Source organism: Streptomyces sp. NPDC020983, from assembly GCF_044333485.1.
GTDB lineage: Bacteria > Actinomycetota > Actinomycetes > Streptomycetales > Streptomycetaceae > Actinacidiphila.
This window is the reverse complement of the sequence record NZ_JBIRRA010000006.1, coordinates 82,739-98,052: the sequence shown is the minus strand read 5'-3', so window position 1 is coordinate 98,052 and position 15,314 is coordinate 82,739. Positions and strand designations below refer to the sequence as shown.

Annotated in this window: 14 protein-coding genes and 2 pseudogenes; 13 read left to right on the top strand and 3 right to left on the bottom strand. The window is 70.9% G+C overall.

The window, feature by feature from the left end; genetic code table 11:
* Positions 1-26 precede the first annotated feature (26 nt).
* The 4 genes and pseudogenes from ACH4SE_RS14735 to ACH4SE_RS14720 form a co-directional block, all read left to right on the top strand.
* Positions 27-674, top strand: a pseudogene (locus ACH4SE_RS14735) (ATP-binding protein); the annotation flags it as partial.
* Entirely contained in the window at positions 671-1,561 is an 891-nt protein-coding gene (locus tag ACH4SE_RS14730; RefSeq protein ID WP_398543753.1) for a DNA-processing protein DprA, read from the top strand. The pseudogene ACH4SE_RS14735 and the gene ACH4SE_RS14730, both read left to right, overlap by 4 nt.
* A 3-nt stretch (positions 1,562-1,564) precedes the next feature.
* Entirely contained in the window at positions 1,565-2,809 is a 1,245-nt protein-coding gene (locus tag ACH4SE_RS14725; RefSeq protein ID WP_398543752.1) for a tyrosine-type recombinase/integrase, read from the top strand.
* The gene (locus ACH4SE_RS14720) at positions 2,802-5,264 is read left to right on the top strand and encodes a tyrosine-type recombinase/integrase (RefSeq protein ID WP_398543751.1); all 2,463 of its coding nucleotides are present in this window, start codon (positions 2,802-2,804) and stop codon (positions 5,262-5,264) included. The genes ACH4SE_RS14725 and ACH4SE_RS14720 overlap by 8 nt, the downstream gene beginning before the upstream one ends.
* 119 nt (positions 5,265-5,383) lie before the next feature.
* Here ACH4SE_RS14720 and ACH4SE_RS14715 read toward each other — a convergent pair whose 3' ends face one another.
* Together ACH4SE_RS14715 and ACH4SE_RS14710 are read right to left on the bottom strand one after the other, a co-directional pair.
* The gene (locus tag ACH4SE_RS14715) at positions 5,384-5,974 is read right to left on the bottom strand and encodes a hypothetical protein (protein WP_398543750.1); all 591 of its coding nucleotides are present in this window, start codon (positions 5,972-5,974) and stop codon (positions 5,384-5,386) included.
* Positions 5,975-5,986: 12 nt separating this feature from the next.
* On the bottom strand, positions 5,987-6,319 hold the full coding sequence (locus tag ACH4SE_RS14710) for a PadR family transcriptional regulator (protein ID WP_398543749.1): 333 nt from the start codon (positions 6,317-6,319) through the stop codon (positions 5,987-5,989).
* Between the two features lie 133 nt (positions 6,320-6,452).
* Here ACH4SE_RS14710 and ACH4SE_RS14705 point away from each other — a divergent pair.
* The 3 genes and pseudogenes from ACH4SE_RS14705 to ACH4SE_RS14695 all read left to right on the top strand — a co-directional run.
* Positions 6,453-6,995, top strand: a pseudogene (locus ACH4SE_RS14705) (DNA-processing protein DprA); the annotation flags it as partial.
* A 281-nt stretch (positions 6,996-7,276) separates the two neighbouring features.
* Positions 7,277-8,113: an RNA polymerase sigma factor WhiG gene (whiG, locus tag ACH4SE_RS14700; RefSeq protein WP_398543748.1), complete on the top strand. Its 837-nt coding sequence runs from the start codon at positions 7,277-7,279 to the stop codon at positions 8,111-8,113.
* Positions 8,114-8,167: 54 nt separating this feature from the next.
* Positions 8,168-8,725 carry a TetR/AcrR family transcriptional regulator gene (locus ACH4SE_RS14695; protein WP_398544093.1) on the top strand — a complete coding sequence of 186 codons (558 nt, stop codon included), beginning with the start codon at positions 8,168-8,170 and terminating at the stop codon, positions 8,723-8,725.
* Here ACH4SE_RS14695 and ACH4SE_RS14690 read toward each other — a convergent pair.
* On the bottom strand, positions 8,715-9,287 hold the full coding sequence (locus tag ACH4SE_RS14690) for a peptidoglycan DD-metalloendopeptidase family protein (protein WP_398543747.1): 573 nt from the start codon (positions 9,285-9,287) through the stop codon (positions 8,715-8,717). The two genes, ACH4SE_RS14695 and ACH4SE_RS14690, sit on opposite strands and share 11 nt — an antisense overlap.
* A 264-nt stretch (positions 9,288-9,551) precedes the next feature.
* On the opposite strand from ACH4SE_RS14690, the gene rpsB reads away from it, so the two are divergent.
* The 6 genes from rpsB to ACH4SE_RS14660 all read left to right on the top strand — a co-directional run bounded on the left by rpsB (position 9,552) and on the right by ACH4SE_RS14660 (position 15,082).
* Positions 9,552-10,469, top strand: a complete 918-nt coding sequence (rpsB, locus tag ACH4SE_RS14685; protein WP_398543746.1) for a 30S ribosomal protein S2 — start codon at positions 9,552-9,554, stop codon at positions 10,467-10,469.
* A gap of 115 nt (positions 10,470-10,584) precedes the next feature.
* The gene (tsf, locus tag ACH4SE_RS14680) at positions 10,585-11,421 is read left to right on the top strand and encodes a translation elongation factor Ts (RefSeq protein WP_398543745.1); all 837 of its coding nucleotides are present in this window, start codon (positions 10,585-10,587) and stop codon (positions 11,419-11,421) included.
* Between the two features lie 138 nt (positions 11,422-11,559).
* Positions 11,560-12,330, top strand: coding sequence for a UMP kinase (gene pyrH / locus ACH4SE_RS14675; RefSeq protein ID WP_398543744.1), 771 nt, complete (start codon positions 11,560-11,562; stop codon positions 12,328-12,330).
* A 122-nt stretch (positions 12,331-12,452) separates the two neighbouring features.
* Positions 12,453-13,010 carry a ribosome recycling factor gene (gene frr, locus ACH4SE_RS14670; RefSeq protein ID WP_398544092.1) on the top strand — a complete coding sequence of 186 codons (558 nt, stop codon included), beginning with the start codon at positions 12,453-12,455 and terminating at the stop codon, positions 13,008-13,010.
* A 148-nt stretch (positions 13,011-13,158) separates the two neighbouring features.
* Complete coding sequence (locus tag ACH4SE_RS14665) at positions 13,159-14,190, top strand: phosphatidate cytidylyltransferase (protein WP_398543743.1); 1,032 nt, start codon at positions 13,159-13,161, stop codon at positions 14,188-14,190.
* A gap of 493 nt (positions 14,191-14,683) precedes the next feature.
* Positions 14,684-15,082 (top strand): VOC family protein, encoded by a 399-nt coding sequence (locus ACH4SE_RS14660; protein ID WP_398544091.1) that lies wholly within the window; start codon positions 14,684-14,686, stop codon positions 15,080-15,082.
* The last annotated feature ends 232 nt before the right edge of the window (positions 15,083-15,314 follow it).

Below are 15,314 nucleotides of genomic sequence, written 5' to 3'. Positions count from 1 at the left end.
GCTGCCCGTAGGCACCTGTAATGCAGGTGTTGTCCCTGGACGAAGCCCCGGAATTCACGGTGAAGGCCCTCGAAGCGCTGCGGCAGCCGCTGGAGTCCGGGCACGTGGTGGTGGCACGGGCCGCCGGGGTGATGCGGCTGCCCGCCCGCTTCACGCTGGTGCTGGCCGCGAATCCGTGCCCGTGCGGCCGGTATTCGATGCTGGGCGCCGGGTGCGAGTGCTCGCCCACCGCGGTGCGCCGCTACCAGGGCAGGCTCTCCGGTCCGCTGCTGGACCGGGTGGATTTGCGGGTGGAGGTCGAGGCGGTCGGCCGCTGCGAACTCATCGGGCGCGGCCCCGGGGAGAGCACGGCCGTGGTCGCGGCGAGGGTGCGGGAGGCCAGGGAGCGCTCCGCCGTCCGCTTCGCGGGCACACCCTGGCGGGCCAACGGCGACGTGCCCGGCCACGAGCTGCGCACCCGCTGGCCGGTGGCCCCCGGTGCGCTGCACGCCGCCGAGCGCGACATGGAACGCGGCCTGCTCACCGCCCGGGGCCTGGACCGGGTGCTGCGGGTCGCCTGGACCCTGGCCGACCTGGCGGGACACCCCCGACCCGACGCCGAGGACATCCGTACGGCCCTGCAACTGCGGACGGGCGTCAGCCACGGCCTCGCCCCCGCCGGGAGCCTGCGGTGACCGCGACGTCGCCGCCCGGCCCGCCGGACGAGGCGGCGCTGCGGGCGGCGTACGAGGGGGGCGGGGACGCCCGGACAGCCGGGGGTGCGGAGGGCGCCGCGTGCGGTGCGGGGGCCCGGGCCGCACCGGGGGCCGGGGACGCGGCGGCCGCCGGATGGGCGCGGGACGCGGCGGGCGCCGGGTGCGGTGCGGGCGGGGAGGCGGTCACCGGGCTCGCGGTCCACGCCGGATGGGAGGAGCGGCTGGCGCGGGCCGCGCTGACCAGGATCGCCGACCCGGGGGACGAGGTGATGGGGCGGGCGCTGCGGGACCGCGGGGCCGAGGCCGCGCTGCGCGCCGCCCGCGCCGGGCACGCCCTGCCGGGGGCGGGTCCGGACCGCACCGCCCGCTACGCCCGCCGCGCGGCGCGGGCCGATCCGGCGGCGGACCTGGCGGCCGCCCACCGGGTGGGGGCGCGCTTCGTCTGCCCCTCGGACGGCGACTGGCCGGGGCAGCTGGACGACCTGGGGCCGCAGCGGCCGTTCGGGCTGTGGGTGCGGGGCCGGCCGTCGCTGCGCCTGTGGGCGCTGCGCTCGGTCGCCGTGGTCGGCGCCCGCGCCTGCACCGACTACGGCGCCCACATGGCGGCCCGGCTCGGCGCCGGCCTGGCCGAGGCGGGCTGGGTGGTGGTGTCGGGTGCGGCCCACGGGGTGGACCGGGCGGCCCACCGCGCGGCGCTCGGCGCGGGCGGCGCCACGATCGGCGTGCTGGCCTGCGGGGTGGATGTCGCGTACCCGCCGCGCAACACCGCCCTGATCGAGGGGATCGCCGAGCGGGGCCTGCTGGTGGGCGAGCTGCCCCCCGGCGACCATCCGACCAGGAGCCGGTGTGTTAACTGCACCTTCTGAGTGTTGATCGACAGCGCGTTGGCTGTCGGATGTCAGGAGGTGCCAGTGACGTTGAGTTTGCATCGCCAGTTGATGGAAGGGCTGGTGATGGTCCCGAAGGTTGGATCGGTGGTCCGGCTGGATACGCAGCACCCGCAGTACGCGGTGCTGGGTGCCGACGGGGCACCGGTCGCGCCGGTGGAGGCCTACCTTCGGGACTTATCGCTGAGCGACAGCCGTCCGCTGACTGTTCGGAGCTACGCGTACGACCTGCTGCGGTGGCATCGGTTCCTGTGGCTGCTTGACGTCACCTGGGACAGGGCCACGGGGGCTGAGGTGGACGCGATGGTCGGCTGGCTGCGGTCTGCGCCCAATCCGCAGCGGCGGCGCTTCAAGACCGGCGCACCGGAGCCCGGGGCGGTCAATCCGCGGACTGGGAAGCGGCACCTGAAAGCCGGCTACGCCCCGACCACGATCAACCACTGCCTGACCGTGGTCAGCAGCTTCTACGACTTCCACAGCGAGTACGGTCGCGGGCCGCTGATAAGCCCTGTGCCAGCCTCTAAGGAGCAGCGTGAGGCGCTGGCTCACTCCGCGCCGTCGGCGCCGCTGCCGCCCTTCCGGCGGGGGCGGTGGCGCCAGCGTGTGCCCAAGGCCGATCCGCGGGCGATTCCCGACGCGATGTGGGACGAGTTCTTCGCCGTGCTCACGCACGACCGGGACCGGGCCGCGATTTTGCTCTACGTCTCCAGCGGGGCACGGGCCGAGGAACTGCTGGGGGTCACTCCGGCGGACATCGACTGGCAGGGCCAGACGTTCTACGTCATCACGAAGGGGACGCAGGAACGGGAGAAAATACCTGCAAGCCCCCAGGCTCTGGTGATCCTGGCCGCCTATCTGGACGCATCCGGGATGCCGCCAAGCGACGAACGCGTCTTCCGGACCCGCCGTGGTCCCGACAGGCCGCTGAGCTACTGGGCGATGCGTCGGGTCATCCAGCGCGCCAACGCCAAGCTCGGCACCAACTGGACCCTGCACGACCTGCGCCACACCGCGGCCGAGCGCATGGCGAACGACCCCAACCTCACCCTCGTGGAGGTGCAGGCCATCCTGCGACACAAGGAGCTGTCGACCACCGGCCGCTACCTGCGGGCCCGGGTCGAGGACCTCTTCGACGCACTCCAAGCGCACTACAACGCCCCGAAGCCACAGCCGACCATGGCGCCCGGCTACGACCCCGAGGACTTCAAGGCGGTGTTCGGTGGCTGACGCTCCAGCGACGGCGCCCGACGCCTTCACCTTGCGCAACCGGCGGGTGGAGTACGACGATCAGCCGTTCATCCCGGCGCCTGCGTCTCGGTTTGTGACTGCGTCGACCAAAGCGGCCCCCGCCCTGCGGCCGGAGGTGCCTCCGGGACCGTTCGGTGACCTATCCAAGGTTTCATCCTCGGAGATCGGCCGCCTGGCCAGGCTGGAGCTGGGCATCACGATCACACCGCGGCAAGCGAGAGGACTCGATCGGCTGCTGGGGCACCTGGAGACGTTGCCCGGATTGACCTGGCAGGAGCGGTGGGAGGCCGGCGGCTTCGACGGCGACGAGGCCGTCGGCGTGTCGTCCGTCGCCTGCGGCAAGGACGACAGCAATGCTCTGGTGGCCGGCGTGAAGCTGGCCTTTTGCATGAGGATCATCCAGCCCTCCGTTGGCGGTATGCGGGCCAACAAGCTCTTGAAGTACGACGAGCTGTTCCGGGTGCTGCAGCAGGACCCCGACCTGGATGCCTTCTTCAAGGCCGTCGATGCCAGAACGGATCTGGGGCACCCGCACAAGGCCCGGGCGAGGTTCGACCTGGCGGCCGCGTTGACGACCCAGGGCATAGCTCTCGCGGACCTGACGCCGACGGCGCTGTTGTATTACTCCACCGAATCCCGCCGCCTGGGTGTCAGCCGCGGCGCTAGCGGCCGCACGGACCGGTTCGCCGCACTGGGCGCCTGGTCGGTCCTGCACGGCATGGGGCATTTCCCTCCTGGCACGCCCCCTACGCTGCGAGCCTTCATTTCCACCGGCCAGTTGACCGTCGAGCAGTTGGTCGACCGTTATTCGATCGCCAATCAGGAGGTGCGGCAGATGCTCATCGACTACCTTGCCCGCCGCCGCGCGGTGACCGACTACATCACTACTGAGAACCTGGCACGCCGACTGGCCAGCCAGTTCTGGAGCAAAATCGAGCAGATCAAACCCGGCCAAGCGGACCTTGTGCTCAGCCCGGAGGTTTACGACCAGTGGCGGGCAGAGATCCAGCTATGGGACAAGCACAAGGACAAGAAGCGCAAGGACACCAGCGGAATTCTGCTGGCCGTCCGCGCCCTCTACATGGACCTGCACAGTTGGTCGCTGCAGGAGCCTGAGCGGTGGGCCCGGTGGGTTGCTCCCTGCCCGATCCGACGGCGCGACCTGAAAGGCTTCGCCAAGCGCAAACGCGAAGTCCACCAGCGCATGGCCCATCGCGTCCGGATCCGCCAGCCGCTCCTGCCCGCCCTGGTCGCTCACGTCGAGGCCCGGCACGAGCACTTCGCCGGCCTTCTGCAGGCAGCTCGGGACATTCCGCTCGGCCAGTCCTTCACCTACGGCGGCCAGCACTACCGGCGCAAGAACTCCCAGCGCGACCGGCAACGGGCCCGGCACGACCAACAGCCACCGATAAGGGTGCTGGACCCCGACGGAGCGACGGTCGACGTCACCGCCGCCGAGGACACCGCCTTCTGGGAGTGGGCCCAGATCGAAGTCATGCGACACAGCGGAATCCGCGTCGAGGAACTGGTCGAACTGACCCACCTGAGCATCCGGCAATACCGCCGGCCCAACGGCGAGGTCATCGCGCTGCTGGTCGTCGCCCCCTCCAAGAGTGACCGCGAGCGGGTCATTCCGATGTCGGCGGACCTCTTCCACGCCATCGCCCAGATCATCCGCCGGCTCACCGCCGACGGTCAGCCGATCCGGCAGCTGAACCGCTACGACCCTTACGAAAAAACCTGGTCAGAGCCGATGCCGTTCCTGTTCCAAAGGCAGATGGGCACCGTCCACAGCGTTATGTCACCGACCACGGTCCTACACATGCTCGCCCGCAGCTGTGAGGAGTTGGCCGAGACCAATCCGGCCTTCGCCGACATGACCTTCACCCCACACGACTTCAGGAGGCTCTTCGCCACCGACATCATCAACGGCGGCCTGCCGATCCACATCGGAGCGGCTCTGCTCGGTCACCTCAACCTGCAGACCCTCCAGGGCTACGTTGCGGTCTTCGCCGAGGACGTCGTTGCCCACTACCAGCGATTCCTCAACCATCGGCGGACCCTGCGACCAGAGAGCGAGTACACCGACGTCAGCCCCGAAGAGTGGGCGGACTTCGAAGAGCACTTCGACAAGCGCAAGGTCGAGCTCGGCAACTGCGCTCGCCCCTACGGGACCGCCTGCAACCACGAGCACGCGTGCATCCGCTGCCCGATGCTGCAGGTCAACCCGAAGATGCTTGGCAGACTCGGCGAGATCGAGAAGGATCTGCTGCTCCGCCGCAAACGGGCTGAAGCAGAAGAATGGCATGGTGAGATCGAGGGCATCGATCTCACCCTGACCTTCCTCAAGGCCAAACAGGCCGAAGCCGCGCGCCTGACCCGGAGGCCGCCCGTGGGCCTGGGCATCCCCGGCATCAGGCCGCAAGACGGCTGACAAGGCAAGCTACAGACGCGCTGCCGGGGAGACTCAAGTCTCCCCGGCAGCGCAGCACCATCGGTCCCGTGTCACAGTCATACGTGTGGGGCCCAGCTAGCTCCTGGGCCCCACACGCATCACCGAGACTTCTTGGCCCACCTTTCCCTCGTGATCATTAATGCCCGAGCGAACACCCAGAGTGACACCAGGCCATACCCGACGAGGATGAAGCCGAGCAGCACCTCGTTCTTAGTCGACCACACGAGGGACACCGTCACGGTTCCGGCGGTGGCAGCCACGGCCGACAACTGCGCAAGCGAGTTCACCCGACGCGATCGAGATTTCGGGCGCCGCTGCAGTCGAGTGCGGATAGCTCCGCCCGCGACAAGGCCGAGAGCGAAGATGAGCGCCTGCAGATACCGGCGAATATTCTCGCCGGGGCTGGGTTCGTCGCCCTTCGACGTCAGGATGTCGTGCAGGTCCGGCTCCCAGACCTCGTGATAGAAGAACCTCCATTCCTTGAAGGGCATCATCACCACGGTGCACCGCAAGATCAGGAAAGGGAGCCGTGAGGTGACCGCCTTCTTGATCATGGCTGCCAATTCGAGCAGCACAGCGGCAATGAGCGCCGCTACGACCGCCAACGTCCAGTCGGCGAGCGTGAACGCGGCGAGGTGCTGCAGGAGGCTACTGTCTCCGTTGGCGCCTTCCGCCAGGAGTGCGACCATCTATTTTCCGTCCTAGGTGGTGAGACCTGGGCTAAATCCAGGTTGGCGATCTGAGACCCTTGTGGCCTCGTGCAATTCGGCAAGCGCAAGGCGCGCGGTCCGAGCGCCTTCGCCGGTGATCTTGTAGTAGCGACGGGCGGGTCGGCCCGCTTCGGCAGGGTCGATCTCCTCCTGCTCGGCTTTGATCACGCCTTGCCGTTCTAGACGGGCCAGGATCGGATACAGTGATCCGCTCTTCAGTCCCGTGGCTCGCATGATTTCCCTGCCGTAGTGCCTGTTCTGAATGTCGTCGAGCAGCTCCTTTAGAACTTTTGCCGTGGCGGGCGTGAGATTGATGTGGTCCATACGCGTCCCTGGGCTCGGTCTCCTCGGGGCCCTACAGGTGTTGGCGCACCGGCGGTAGGGCCCCGCTCTGGCGGGTAAGTAGCGACTCTACCTAGGGTCACGTTGGTGAGTCAAAACCCCACGTCCCGCACGGCCTGCCCTCTCCGAAACAAGATCAACTTGCTTGGTGCAGAGAAGCTTCGTGCTGCGCAACCGGGTGATCGCCGCCCTGACCCGCGGCACCGTGGTGGTCGAGGCGCGTTACCGCAGCGGCTCGCTCGTCACCGCGCGCCGGGCCGCGACGCTGGGGCGGATCACCATGGGGGTGCCGGGCCCGTGCACGAGCGGGCTGTCCGAGGGGGTGCACGAGCTGCTGCGGGACGGGGCGGCCGTGGTGACGGACGCCGCGGACGTCGTCGAGCTGGTGGGCGAGATCGGCGCCGACCTGGCACCGGAGCGGCGCGGTCCGGTGCTGCCGCGCGATCTGCTCGGGCCCGCGGCGGCCCGGGTGCTGGAGGCCGTGCCGGGACGGGGTGCCGCGGACGAGCGGGAGATCGCCGCGGAGGCCGGGGCCTCCTGCGACGACACGCTGGGCAGGCTCGTCGAATTGCAGGCGCTCGGCTTCGTCGAACGGCTGGACGGGAGGTGGCAGTTGGTCCGTACCGCACGCGACAGCTCCGCGCGGCCCGCCGGTTGACGCCGACGGCACACCATCAGGTGACACCGCAGCCCTGTGACCTGGGGCGACTGCCGGGAGTGGCGTCCGGGCCGCAGAGGCGGCCCATCATGTCCGGTGCGGGTCTTCCGGAGCAACCGTGCCGGGGCCCGCAGCCGGTCCGGTGCCCGTGCGGCCACAGAGGAACGTATCTGCGCATGTCCCGAACGGATGACGTAGCAATGAGCGACACTATGGTCACGCTACGCTCTCGGAGGCTCGATTCCCCGTCCACGTCACGGCAGAACGGCTCACAACGACGCATGCCCCAGCACACCCCCGGGTCCGAACGGGAGACGGCCGCGACCGCGGCCCCCGCCGCCGCTCGGCCCCCTGCCCCCACGTCGCTCGACGAGCTGTGGCGGACGTACAAGTCCACGGGGGACGCGCGGCTGCGCGAGCAGCTGATCCTGCACTACTCGCCGCTGGTGAAATACGTCGCCGGCCGCGTCAGTGTCGGGCTTCCGGCCAACGTCGAGCAGGCGGACTTCGTGTCCTCGGGGGTCTTCGGGCTGATCGACGCGATCGAGAAGTTCGACCCGGACCGCGCGATCAAGTTCGAGACCTACGCCATCACCCGGATCCGCGGCGCCATGATCGACGAGCTGCGCGCGCTGGACTGGATCCCGCGCTCGGTACGCCAGAAGGCCCGGGCGGTGGAGCGCGCGTACGCCACGCTGGAGGCCAAGCTCCGCCGCACCCCCAGCGAGCCGGAGGTGGCTGCGGAGATGGGCGTCGGGCTGGAGGAGCTGCACGGCGTCTTCAGCGCGCTGTCCCTGGCCAACGTGGTGGCACTGGAGGAGCTGCTGCACGTCGGGGCGGAGAGCGGCGACCGGCTCAGCCTCGTCGACACCCTGGAGGACACCGGCGCCGACGACCCGGTCGAGGTCGCCGAGGACCGTGAGCTGCGCCGCCTGCTCGCCCGCGCCGTGAACACCCTCCCCGAGCGCGAGAAGACCGTCGTCACCCTCTACTACTACGAGGGCCTGACCCTGGCCGAGATCGGCCAGGTGCTGGGTGTCACCGAGAGCCGGGTCAGCCAGATCCACACCAAGTCCGTGCTTCAACTGCGGGCAAAGCTCGCCGACGTCGGCCGCTGACGGCGCCTCCGCAGTGTCTACAGTGGTGGGATGCCCAGGATTCGAGCGGCCTCGGTGGCCGAACACCGCACGATGCAGCGCCGGGCCCTGCTGGACGCCGCCCGCGCCCTGCTCTCCGAGGGCGGCACGGAGGCGCTGACCTTCCCCGCCCTCGCCGAGCGCACCGGGCTCGCCCGCTCCTCCGTCTACGAGTACTTCCGCTCCCGCGCCGCCGTCGTCGAGGAGCTGTGCGCCGTCGACTTCCCCGTCTGGGCCGCCGAGGTCGAGGCCGCGATGCAGGCCGCGGGCACCGCCGGGGAGCGTATCGAGGCCTACGTCCGCAGCCAGCTCGCCCTCGTCGGCGACCGCAGGCACCGCGCCGTCGTCGCCATCTCCGCGGGCGAGCTGGACGCAGGGGCCCGGGAGAAGATCCGCGCCGCCCACGGCGGCCTGGTGGCCATGGTCGTCGCGGCCCTCTCCGACCTCGGCCACGCCGAGCCGCGGCTGACCGCGATGCTGCTCCAGGGTGTCGTCGACGCCGCGGTACGCCGTATCGAACTCGGCGCCGCCGAGGACCCCGAGGTGATCACCCGCGCCGCCGTGGCCATGGCGCTGCGCGGCGTCACCGGCTGACGCCGAAGACCGGCAGCAGCCGCGACGGCCCGCCGCGCCGTATCGAGCGGGGCAGCAGCGACAGCGGGTCCAGGTACACGTCACCGCCCGGCCCCGAGCGCAGCAGCCCCCAGTGCAGGCACGCCTCCGGGCAGTGCGCGAGCGCGCCCTCCAGCACGCCCACCCGCTGTCCCGCCGCCACCTCGGCGCCGACCGCGACCGCGGCCCGCACCGGCTCGTACGTGATCCGCAGATCCGGCCCGATCCGCAGCACGAGCACCCCCCGACCCGCGACCTGCCCGGTGAAGACCACCTCGCCCGGCGCCGCCGCCCGTACCGCCGCGCCCGGCCCGGCCCGCAGATCCGCCCCGCGGTGCCCGGGCCCCCACGGTGTCGCGGGCGCCTCGAACGCGCGCAGCACCACCGGCCGCCCGCGCGGCCCCTGCCCCGCCACCGGCCAGCTGCGCCCCGCGCCCTGCCGTGCCGGAGCAGCCGCTCCCGGCCCCCCGGCCCCTCCCGGCGCGCCGCCCGCAGCCGCGAGCAGCGCCGTCACCATCGTCAACCACACTGCTGTGAACGCCATGGCACGACGATCCCGCATCCGGCCGGCGAAAGACGATCATGGTCGCCGCCTGTGGAAAACTCGGGTGTCGCCCGGGACTCCACGGGTCCCGTACACTTTCTCTGGCGATCCGGGTCACCGGGTCGACTTCGCACGCCCCGCCATCAGCCCCGTCTCCGGGGCGGTGGCCGCGCCCCTCGGTCCCTCGTGGCACGGCGCGCCGGGGCGTCAGGCGCGACCGCCGTCCGGCTGTCGCGGTAACCGAGCACTTCAAGGAGTACGGCCATGGCCGTCGTCACGATGCGGGAGCTGCTGGAGAGCGGCGTCCACTTCGGGCACCAGACCCGCCGCTGGAACCCGAAGATGAAGCGCTTCATCTTCACCGAGCGCAACGGCATCTACATCATCGACCTGCTCCAGTCGCTGTCGTACATCGACCGCGCCTACGAGTTCGTCAAGGAGACCGTCGCGCACGGCGGCTCCATCATGTTCGTCGGTACGAAGAAGCAGGCGCAGGAGGCCATCGCCGAGCAGGCCTCGCGCGTCGGCATGCCCTACGTCAACCAGCGCTGGCTGGGCGGCATGCTCACCAACTTCTCGACCGTCTACAAGCGCCTGCAGCGCCTCAAGGAGCTCGAGGAGATCGACTTCGAGGACGTGGCCTCGTCCGGCCTGACCAAGAAGGAGCTCCTGGTCCTCTCCCGCGAGAAGGACAAGCTGGAGAAGACCCTCGGCGGCATCCGCGAGATGCAGAAGGTGCCGAGCGCCGTCTGGATCGTCGACACCAAGAAGGAGCACATCGCCGTCGGTGAGGCGCGCAAGCTCCGCATCCCGGTCGTCGCGATCCTCGACACCAACTGCGACCCCGACGAGGTCGACTACAAGATCCCGGGCAACGACGACGCGATCCGCTCCGTCACGCTGCTCACCCGCGTGATCGCCGACGCCGTCGCCGAGGGCCTGATCGCCCGCTCCGGCGCCGCGCTGGGCGACAAGAAGGCCGAGGGCGCCTCCGAGCCGCTGGCCGAGTGGGAGCGCGACCTGCTGGAAGGCGAGAAGAAGGCCGACGACGCGGCCGAGGCCCCGGCTGCCGCCGAGACCGAGGCTCCGGCTGCCGCTGAGGCCGAGACCCCGGCCGCCGCCGAGCCCGAGGCCCCGGCCGCGGACGCTCCGGCCGCCGAGGGCGACGCCGAGCAGGCCTGACCTGAGGCCGGCCGGCCGACCACGGCCGCCGGCCCCACGCGTGACGACGGCGGGGGCCTGCGCCCCCGCCGTCCACCCGTAGATCCACCGACCATTCGGGAAGAGACACAGACCCATGGCGAACTTCACCGCCGCTGACGTCAAGAAGCTCCGCGAGCTGACCGCCGCGGGCATGATGGACTGCAAGAACGCCCTCACCGAGGCCGAAGGCGACCTGGACAAGGCCGTCGAGATCCTCCGCGTCAAGGGCCAGAAGGGTGTCACCAAGCGCGAGGGCCGCTCGGCCTCCAACGGCGCCGTGGTGTCCCTGATCGCCGACGACAACACCGAGGGCGTCCTGGTCGAGCTGAAGTGCGAGACGGACTTCGTCGCCAAGGGCGACAAGTTCGTCGCCGTCGCCGACGCCATCGCCGCGCACGTCGCCGCCAGCAAGCCGGCCGACATCGCCGCGCTGCTCGGCTCGGAGATCAAGCCCGGCCAGACCGTGCAGGCCTTCGTCGACGAGGCCAACGCGACCCTCGGCGAGAAGATCGTGCTGGACCGCTTCGCGCAGTTCGCCGGCACCTACGTCGCCTCCTACCTGCACCGCACCAGCCCGGACCTGCCCCCGCAGGTCGGCGTGCTGGTCGAGCTGGACAAGGCCGACGCGCAGACGGCCAAGGACGTCGCCCAGCACATCGCCGCCTTCGCTCCGAAGTACCTGACCCGCGACGAGATCGACGCCGAGACGGTGGAGAACGAGCGCCGCGTCGCCGAGGCCACCGCCCGCGAGGAGGGCAAGCCCGAGGCCGCCCTGCCGCGCATCGTCGAGGGCCGCGTCAACGGCTTCTTCAAGGAGAACGTCGTCCTGGAGCAGTCCTTCGCCAAGGACGCCAAGAAGACCGTGCAGAAGGTGCTCGACGAGGCCGGCGTGACGCTGAAGGCCTTCGCGCGCTTCCGCGTGGGCGTCTGACCCGGGAGCCCGCTAGGGTCGTACGCGACCGGCCGCCCGCCGGCCGGCCGCAGAGGTGACAAGGAGGCCATTGCCGTCACGGGAACCCACAAGGACCCGCGGCAGTGGCCTCCTTTGTACGTGCACGAGGAGATCTCCATGAACCAAGCCGCCGCTCAGGCCCCGACCGGCGCGCCCGGCGCGGGCGCGGGCCGCCGTTTCCTGCTCAAACTGTCCGGCGAGGCCTTCGCCGGGGGCGGCGGGCTCGGTGTCGACCCCGACGTCGTGCACGCCATCGCCCGCGAGGTCGCCGCGGTCGTCGCGGACGGCTACGAGCTCGCCCTCGTCATCGGCGGCGGCAACTTCTTCCGCGGCGCCGAACTCCAGCAGCGCGGCATGGACCGGGCGCGCTCCGACTACATGGGCATGCTCGGCACGGTCATGAACTGCCTGGCGCTCCAGGACTTCCTGGAGAAGGAGGGCGTCGAGACCCGGGTGCAGACCGCCATCACCATGGGCCAGGTCGCCGAGCCGTACATCCCGCTGCGCGCGGTGCGGCACCTGGAGAAGGGCCGCGTGGTGATCTTCGGCGCGGGCATGGGCATGCCGTACTTCTCCACCGACACCACCGCCGCCCAGCGCGCGCTGGAGATCGACGCGGCCGCCCTGCTCATGGGTAAGAACGGGGTCGACGGGGTCTACGACTCCGACCCCAAGCTCAATCCGGACGCGACCATGTTCGACGCCCTGGAATACGGCGAGGTCATCGCGCGCGACCTGCGCGTCGCCGACCTCACCGCCATCACCCTGTGCCAGGACAACAAGCTGCCGATCCTGGTCTTCGAATTGCTCGCCGAGGGCAACATCGCCCGCGCGGTCAAGGGTGAGAAGATCGGCACACTGGTCAACACCCAGGGCACCAGGGGCTAGCCGCAGGCCGCCACGGGGCATCAGGGGATGGACAACACGCTGCCGGTCGGACACCGTGCAGGACAGACGCGCGCAGGGGCCGCGCCCGCAGGGCCCCGCCTTCTGAAAACCAGGAGCACATGGTGATTGAAGAAACCCTCCTCGAGGCCGAGGAGAAAATGGAGAAGGCCGTCGAGGTCGCCAAGGACGACTTCGCGGCGATCCGTACCGGCCGCGCGCACCCGGCGATGTTCAACAAGATCGTGGCCGAGTACTACGGCACGGTCACCCCGATCAACCAGCTGGCGTCCTTCGCGGTGCCCGAGCCGCGGATGGCGGTGATCACCCCCTTCGACAGCAGCAGCCTGCGCAACATCGAGGAGGCGATCCGCAACTCCGACCTCGGCGTCAACCCGAGCAACGACGGCCGCATCATCCGGGTGGTCTTCCCGCAGCTCACCGAGGAGCGGCGGCGCGAGTTCATCAAGGTCGCCAAGGGCAAGGGCGAGGACGCCAAGATCTCCATCCGCAGCGTCCGCCGCAAGGCCAAGGAGACCCTGGACAAGCTGGTCAAGGACGGCGAGTCCGGCGAGGACGAGGTGCGCCGCGCCGAGAAGGAGCTCGACGACACGACGGCGAAGTACGTCGCCCAGGTCGACGAGCTGCTCAAGCACAAGGAAGCGGAGCTGCTGGAGGTCTGACGGCCTCGCGCCGTCCCGCCCCTCCCGGGCCCCGCGGGGCCCTTCACGGGCCTCCCGCGGCCCGTTCCGGGCCCGGCCACGGCCCGAGGGCCCGCCGGCCCGCACCCGCCCCTCCGCACACCCCGACGACGACGCGAGGCGAAGCTCAGTGAACGACTCTTCCTGGGGCGCTTCGCCGCGCGCCGGTCACCGGGGAGTAACGGAGAACACCGCGCACGCCGCGGCCGCCGACGTCGCCGCGGCCGCGGTCACCGCCCCGGCGGCGTATTCCGCGGCGGAAAGCCGCACCGGGAGGAAGACTCCAGCTATGCCGCCCTCGCCGCCGGCGTCCCAGCCGACGCCTCCGCCGCCCGCCCCCGCGAAGAAGTCCGCCGGGCGGAACCTCCAGGCGGCGATAGGCGTGGGCGTCGGCCTCGGCGTGGTGGTGCTGGCGTCGCTCTTCCTCGTCAAGCAGGTCTTCGTCGGCGTCGTCGTGGTGGCCGTCGCGGTCGGTGTGTGGGAGCTGACGTCGCGGCTGGCCGAGCGCAAGGGCATCCACGCGCCGCTGGTGCCGCTCGTGGCGGGCGGCGCGGCCATGGTGATCGCCGGGTACCTGCGGGGTGCCGACGGGGCGTGGATCGCAATGGCGCTCACCGCGCTGGCGGTCCTGGTCTGGCGCATGGCCCAGCCCCCGCACGACTACCTCAGGGACGTCACGGCGGGCGTCTTCGTGGCCTTCTACGTGCCCTTCCTCGCCACCTTCGTGGTGATGATGCTCGCCGCGGACGACGGTCCCCGCCGGGTGCTGGCCTTCCTGGTGCTCACCGTGGTCAGCGACACCGGCGCCTACGCGGTCGGCTGGCGCTTCGGCCGCACCAAGCTCGCCCCCCGCATCAGCCCCGGCAAGACCCGCGCGGGGCTGGCCGGCGCGATCGGCTTCGCCATGGTGGCGGGAGCGCTGCTGATGGAGTTCTCCATCGACGGCGGCCACTGGTGGCAGGGGCTGCTGCTGGGCCTGGCCGCCGCGGTCAGCGCCACCCTCGGCGACCTCGGCGAGTCGATGATCAAGCGTGATCTCGACATCAAGGACATGGGCACCCTGCTGCCGGGCCACGGCGGCATCATGGACCGCCTCGACAGCCTCCTGCCGACCGCCCCCGTCGTCTGGCTGCTGCTGGCGGCCTTCGTCGGCCAGGGCTGACCCCGGCCCCGTCCCGGCGGCCCCGCCGGGACGCGGCACGGGCTTCCCCCGCGATCCGGGACACCGGAGGAGTCATGCCTGTGCCCGGAGAACTGACCGCATCGCCGCGGCCTGCCAGGGAGTCCGGGCCCCAGCATGTCGAACGTCTTCGCCATGGCGTGGGGGCCAACCACGGTTCCGCCGATGCCCCCGAGGAGATCAAGGGTCTCCCTCATCCGCGCCGCTTCCTTCGTCGGCATCGACGCCCTGAACGTGGGCCGGATTTGGTTCGCTAGCAGGGTCGCTTGCGCAAGCGTCCTCGGCTGCTAGCGGATCCGCCCGCAGGGCGGTCCTTTCTGCCGTGCGTTTCAGGCGGGGGCCGACGAGGGGGCGGGGAACACCACCCAGACCACCGCGAATCGGTACTGTGGAAGGGAACTGATTCCCTCGAACACCGGAACGAGCCCCCGGAGGCACTGTGACCGGCGAGAACGCGCCCGCCTACGACGTCGCGATGACGCACTTCATCGTGTCCGACGACGTCGAACGTTCGCGACGCTTCTACACCGAGGTCCTCGGCGGCCGGGCCCTGCGCTCGGGCGTCCCGTCGATCATCGAGTTCCACAACGGCTGGATCATCATCAACGAAGGCGGCGGCCCCACCGACGACAAGCCGACCGTCGTGCTGGAGACGCCGCAGGACCCGGACCGGGTCAGCAGCTTCCTGAACCTGCGGGTCTCGGACATCCACGCCGTGTACGCCGACTGGTCCGCGCGGGGCGCCGAGTTCATCACGCCGCCGATCGAGAGAGGCTTCCCGGAGATCCGCTGCTTCCTGCGGGACCCCGACGGGTACCTGATCGAGGTGGGGCAGACCACGCGTCCGGGCGGGTGGCCGCCCAAGGCCCCCTGACCGCGGGGCCGCCCGGGGAGCCACCGCGCTCGGAACCACGGGGACCGGGACGGCGGCGACTGAGACGGCGGTGACCGAGAACTGAAGACCGGACGCCGGAGACGGCGGCGCGGGGGGGGGGGGCCCCGGGGGCGGGGCGGCCCCCCCCCCCCCCCGGGGGGCCCCCCCCCCCCCCCCCCCCCCCGGCGCGGGGGCCCCCCCCCCCCCCCCCCCCCCCCCCGCCCCCCGCCCC

Bases quoted from the DNA above. Each gene is read 5' to 3' on its own strand.
- ACH4SE_RS14715 (WP_398543750.1), bottom strand. From the start codon at position 5,974: ATGGTCGCACTCCTGGCGGAAGGCGCCAACGGAGACAGTAGCCTCCTG.
- ACH4SE_RS14710 (WP_398543749.1), bottom strand. From the start codon at position 6,319: ATGGACCACATCAATCTCACGCCCGCCACGGCAAAAGTTCTAAAGGAG.
- whiG (WP_398543748.1), top strand. From the start codon at position 7,277: ATGCCCCAGCACACCCCCGGGTCCGAACGGGAGACGGCCGCGACCGCG.
- ACH4SE_RS14690 (WP_398543747.1), bottom strand. From the start codon at position 9,287: ATGGCGTTCACAGCAGTGTGGTTGACGATGGTGACGGCGCTGCTCGCG.
- rpsB (WP_398543746.1), top strand. From the start codon at position 9,552: ATGGCCGTCGTCACGATGCGGGAGCTGCTGGAGAGCGGCGTCCACTTC.
- tsf (WP_398543745.1), top strand. From the start codon at position 10,585: ATGGCGAACTTCACCGCCGCTGACGTCAAGAAGCTCCGCGAGCTGACC.
- pyrH (WP_398543744.1), top strand. From the start codon at position 11,560: ATGAACCAAGCCGCCGCTCAGGCCCCGACCGGCGCGCCCGGCGCGGGC.
- ACH4SE_RS14660 (WP_398544091.1), top strand. From the start codon at position 14,684: ATGACGCACTTCATCGTGTCCGACGACGTCGAACGTTCGCGACGCTTC.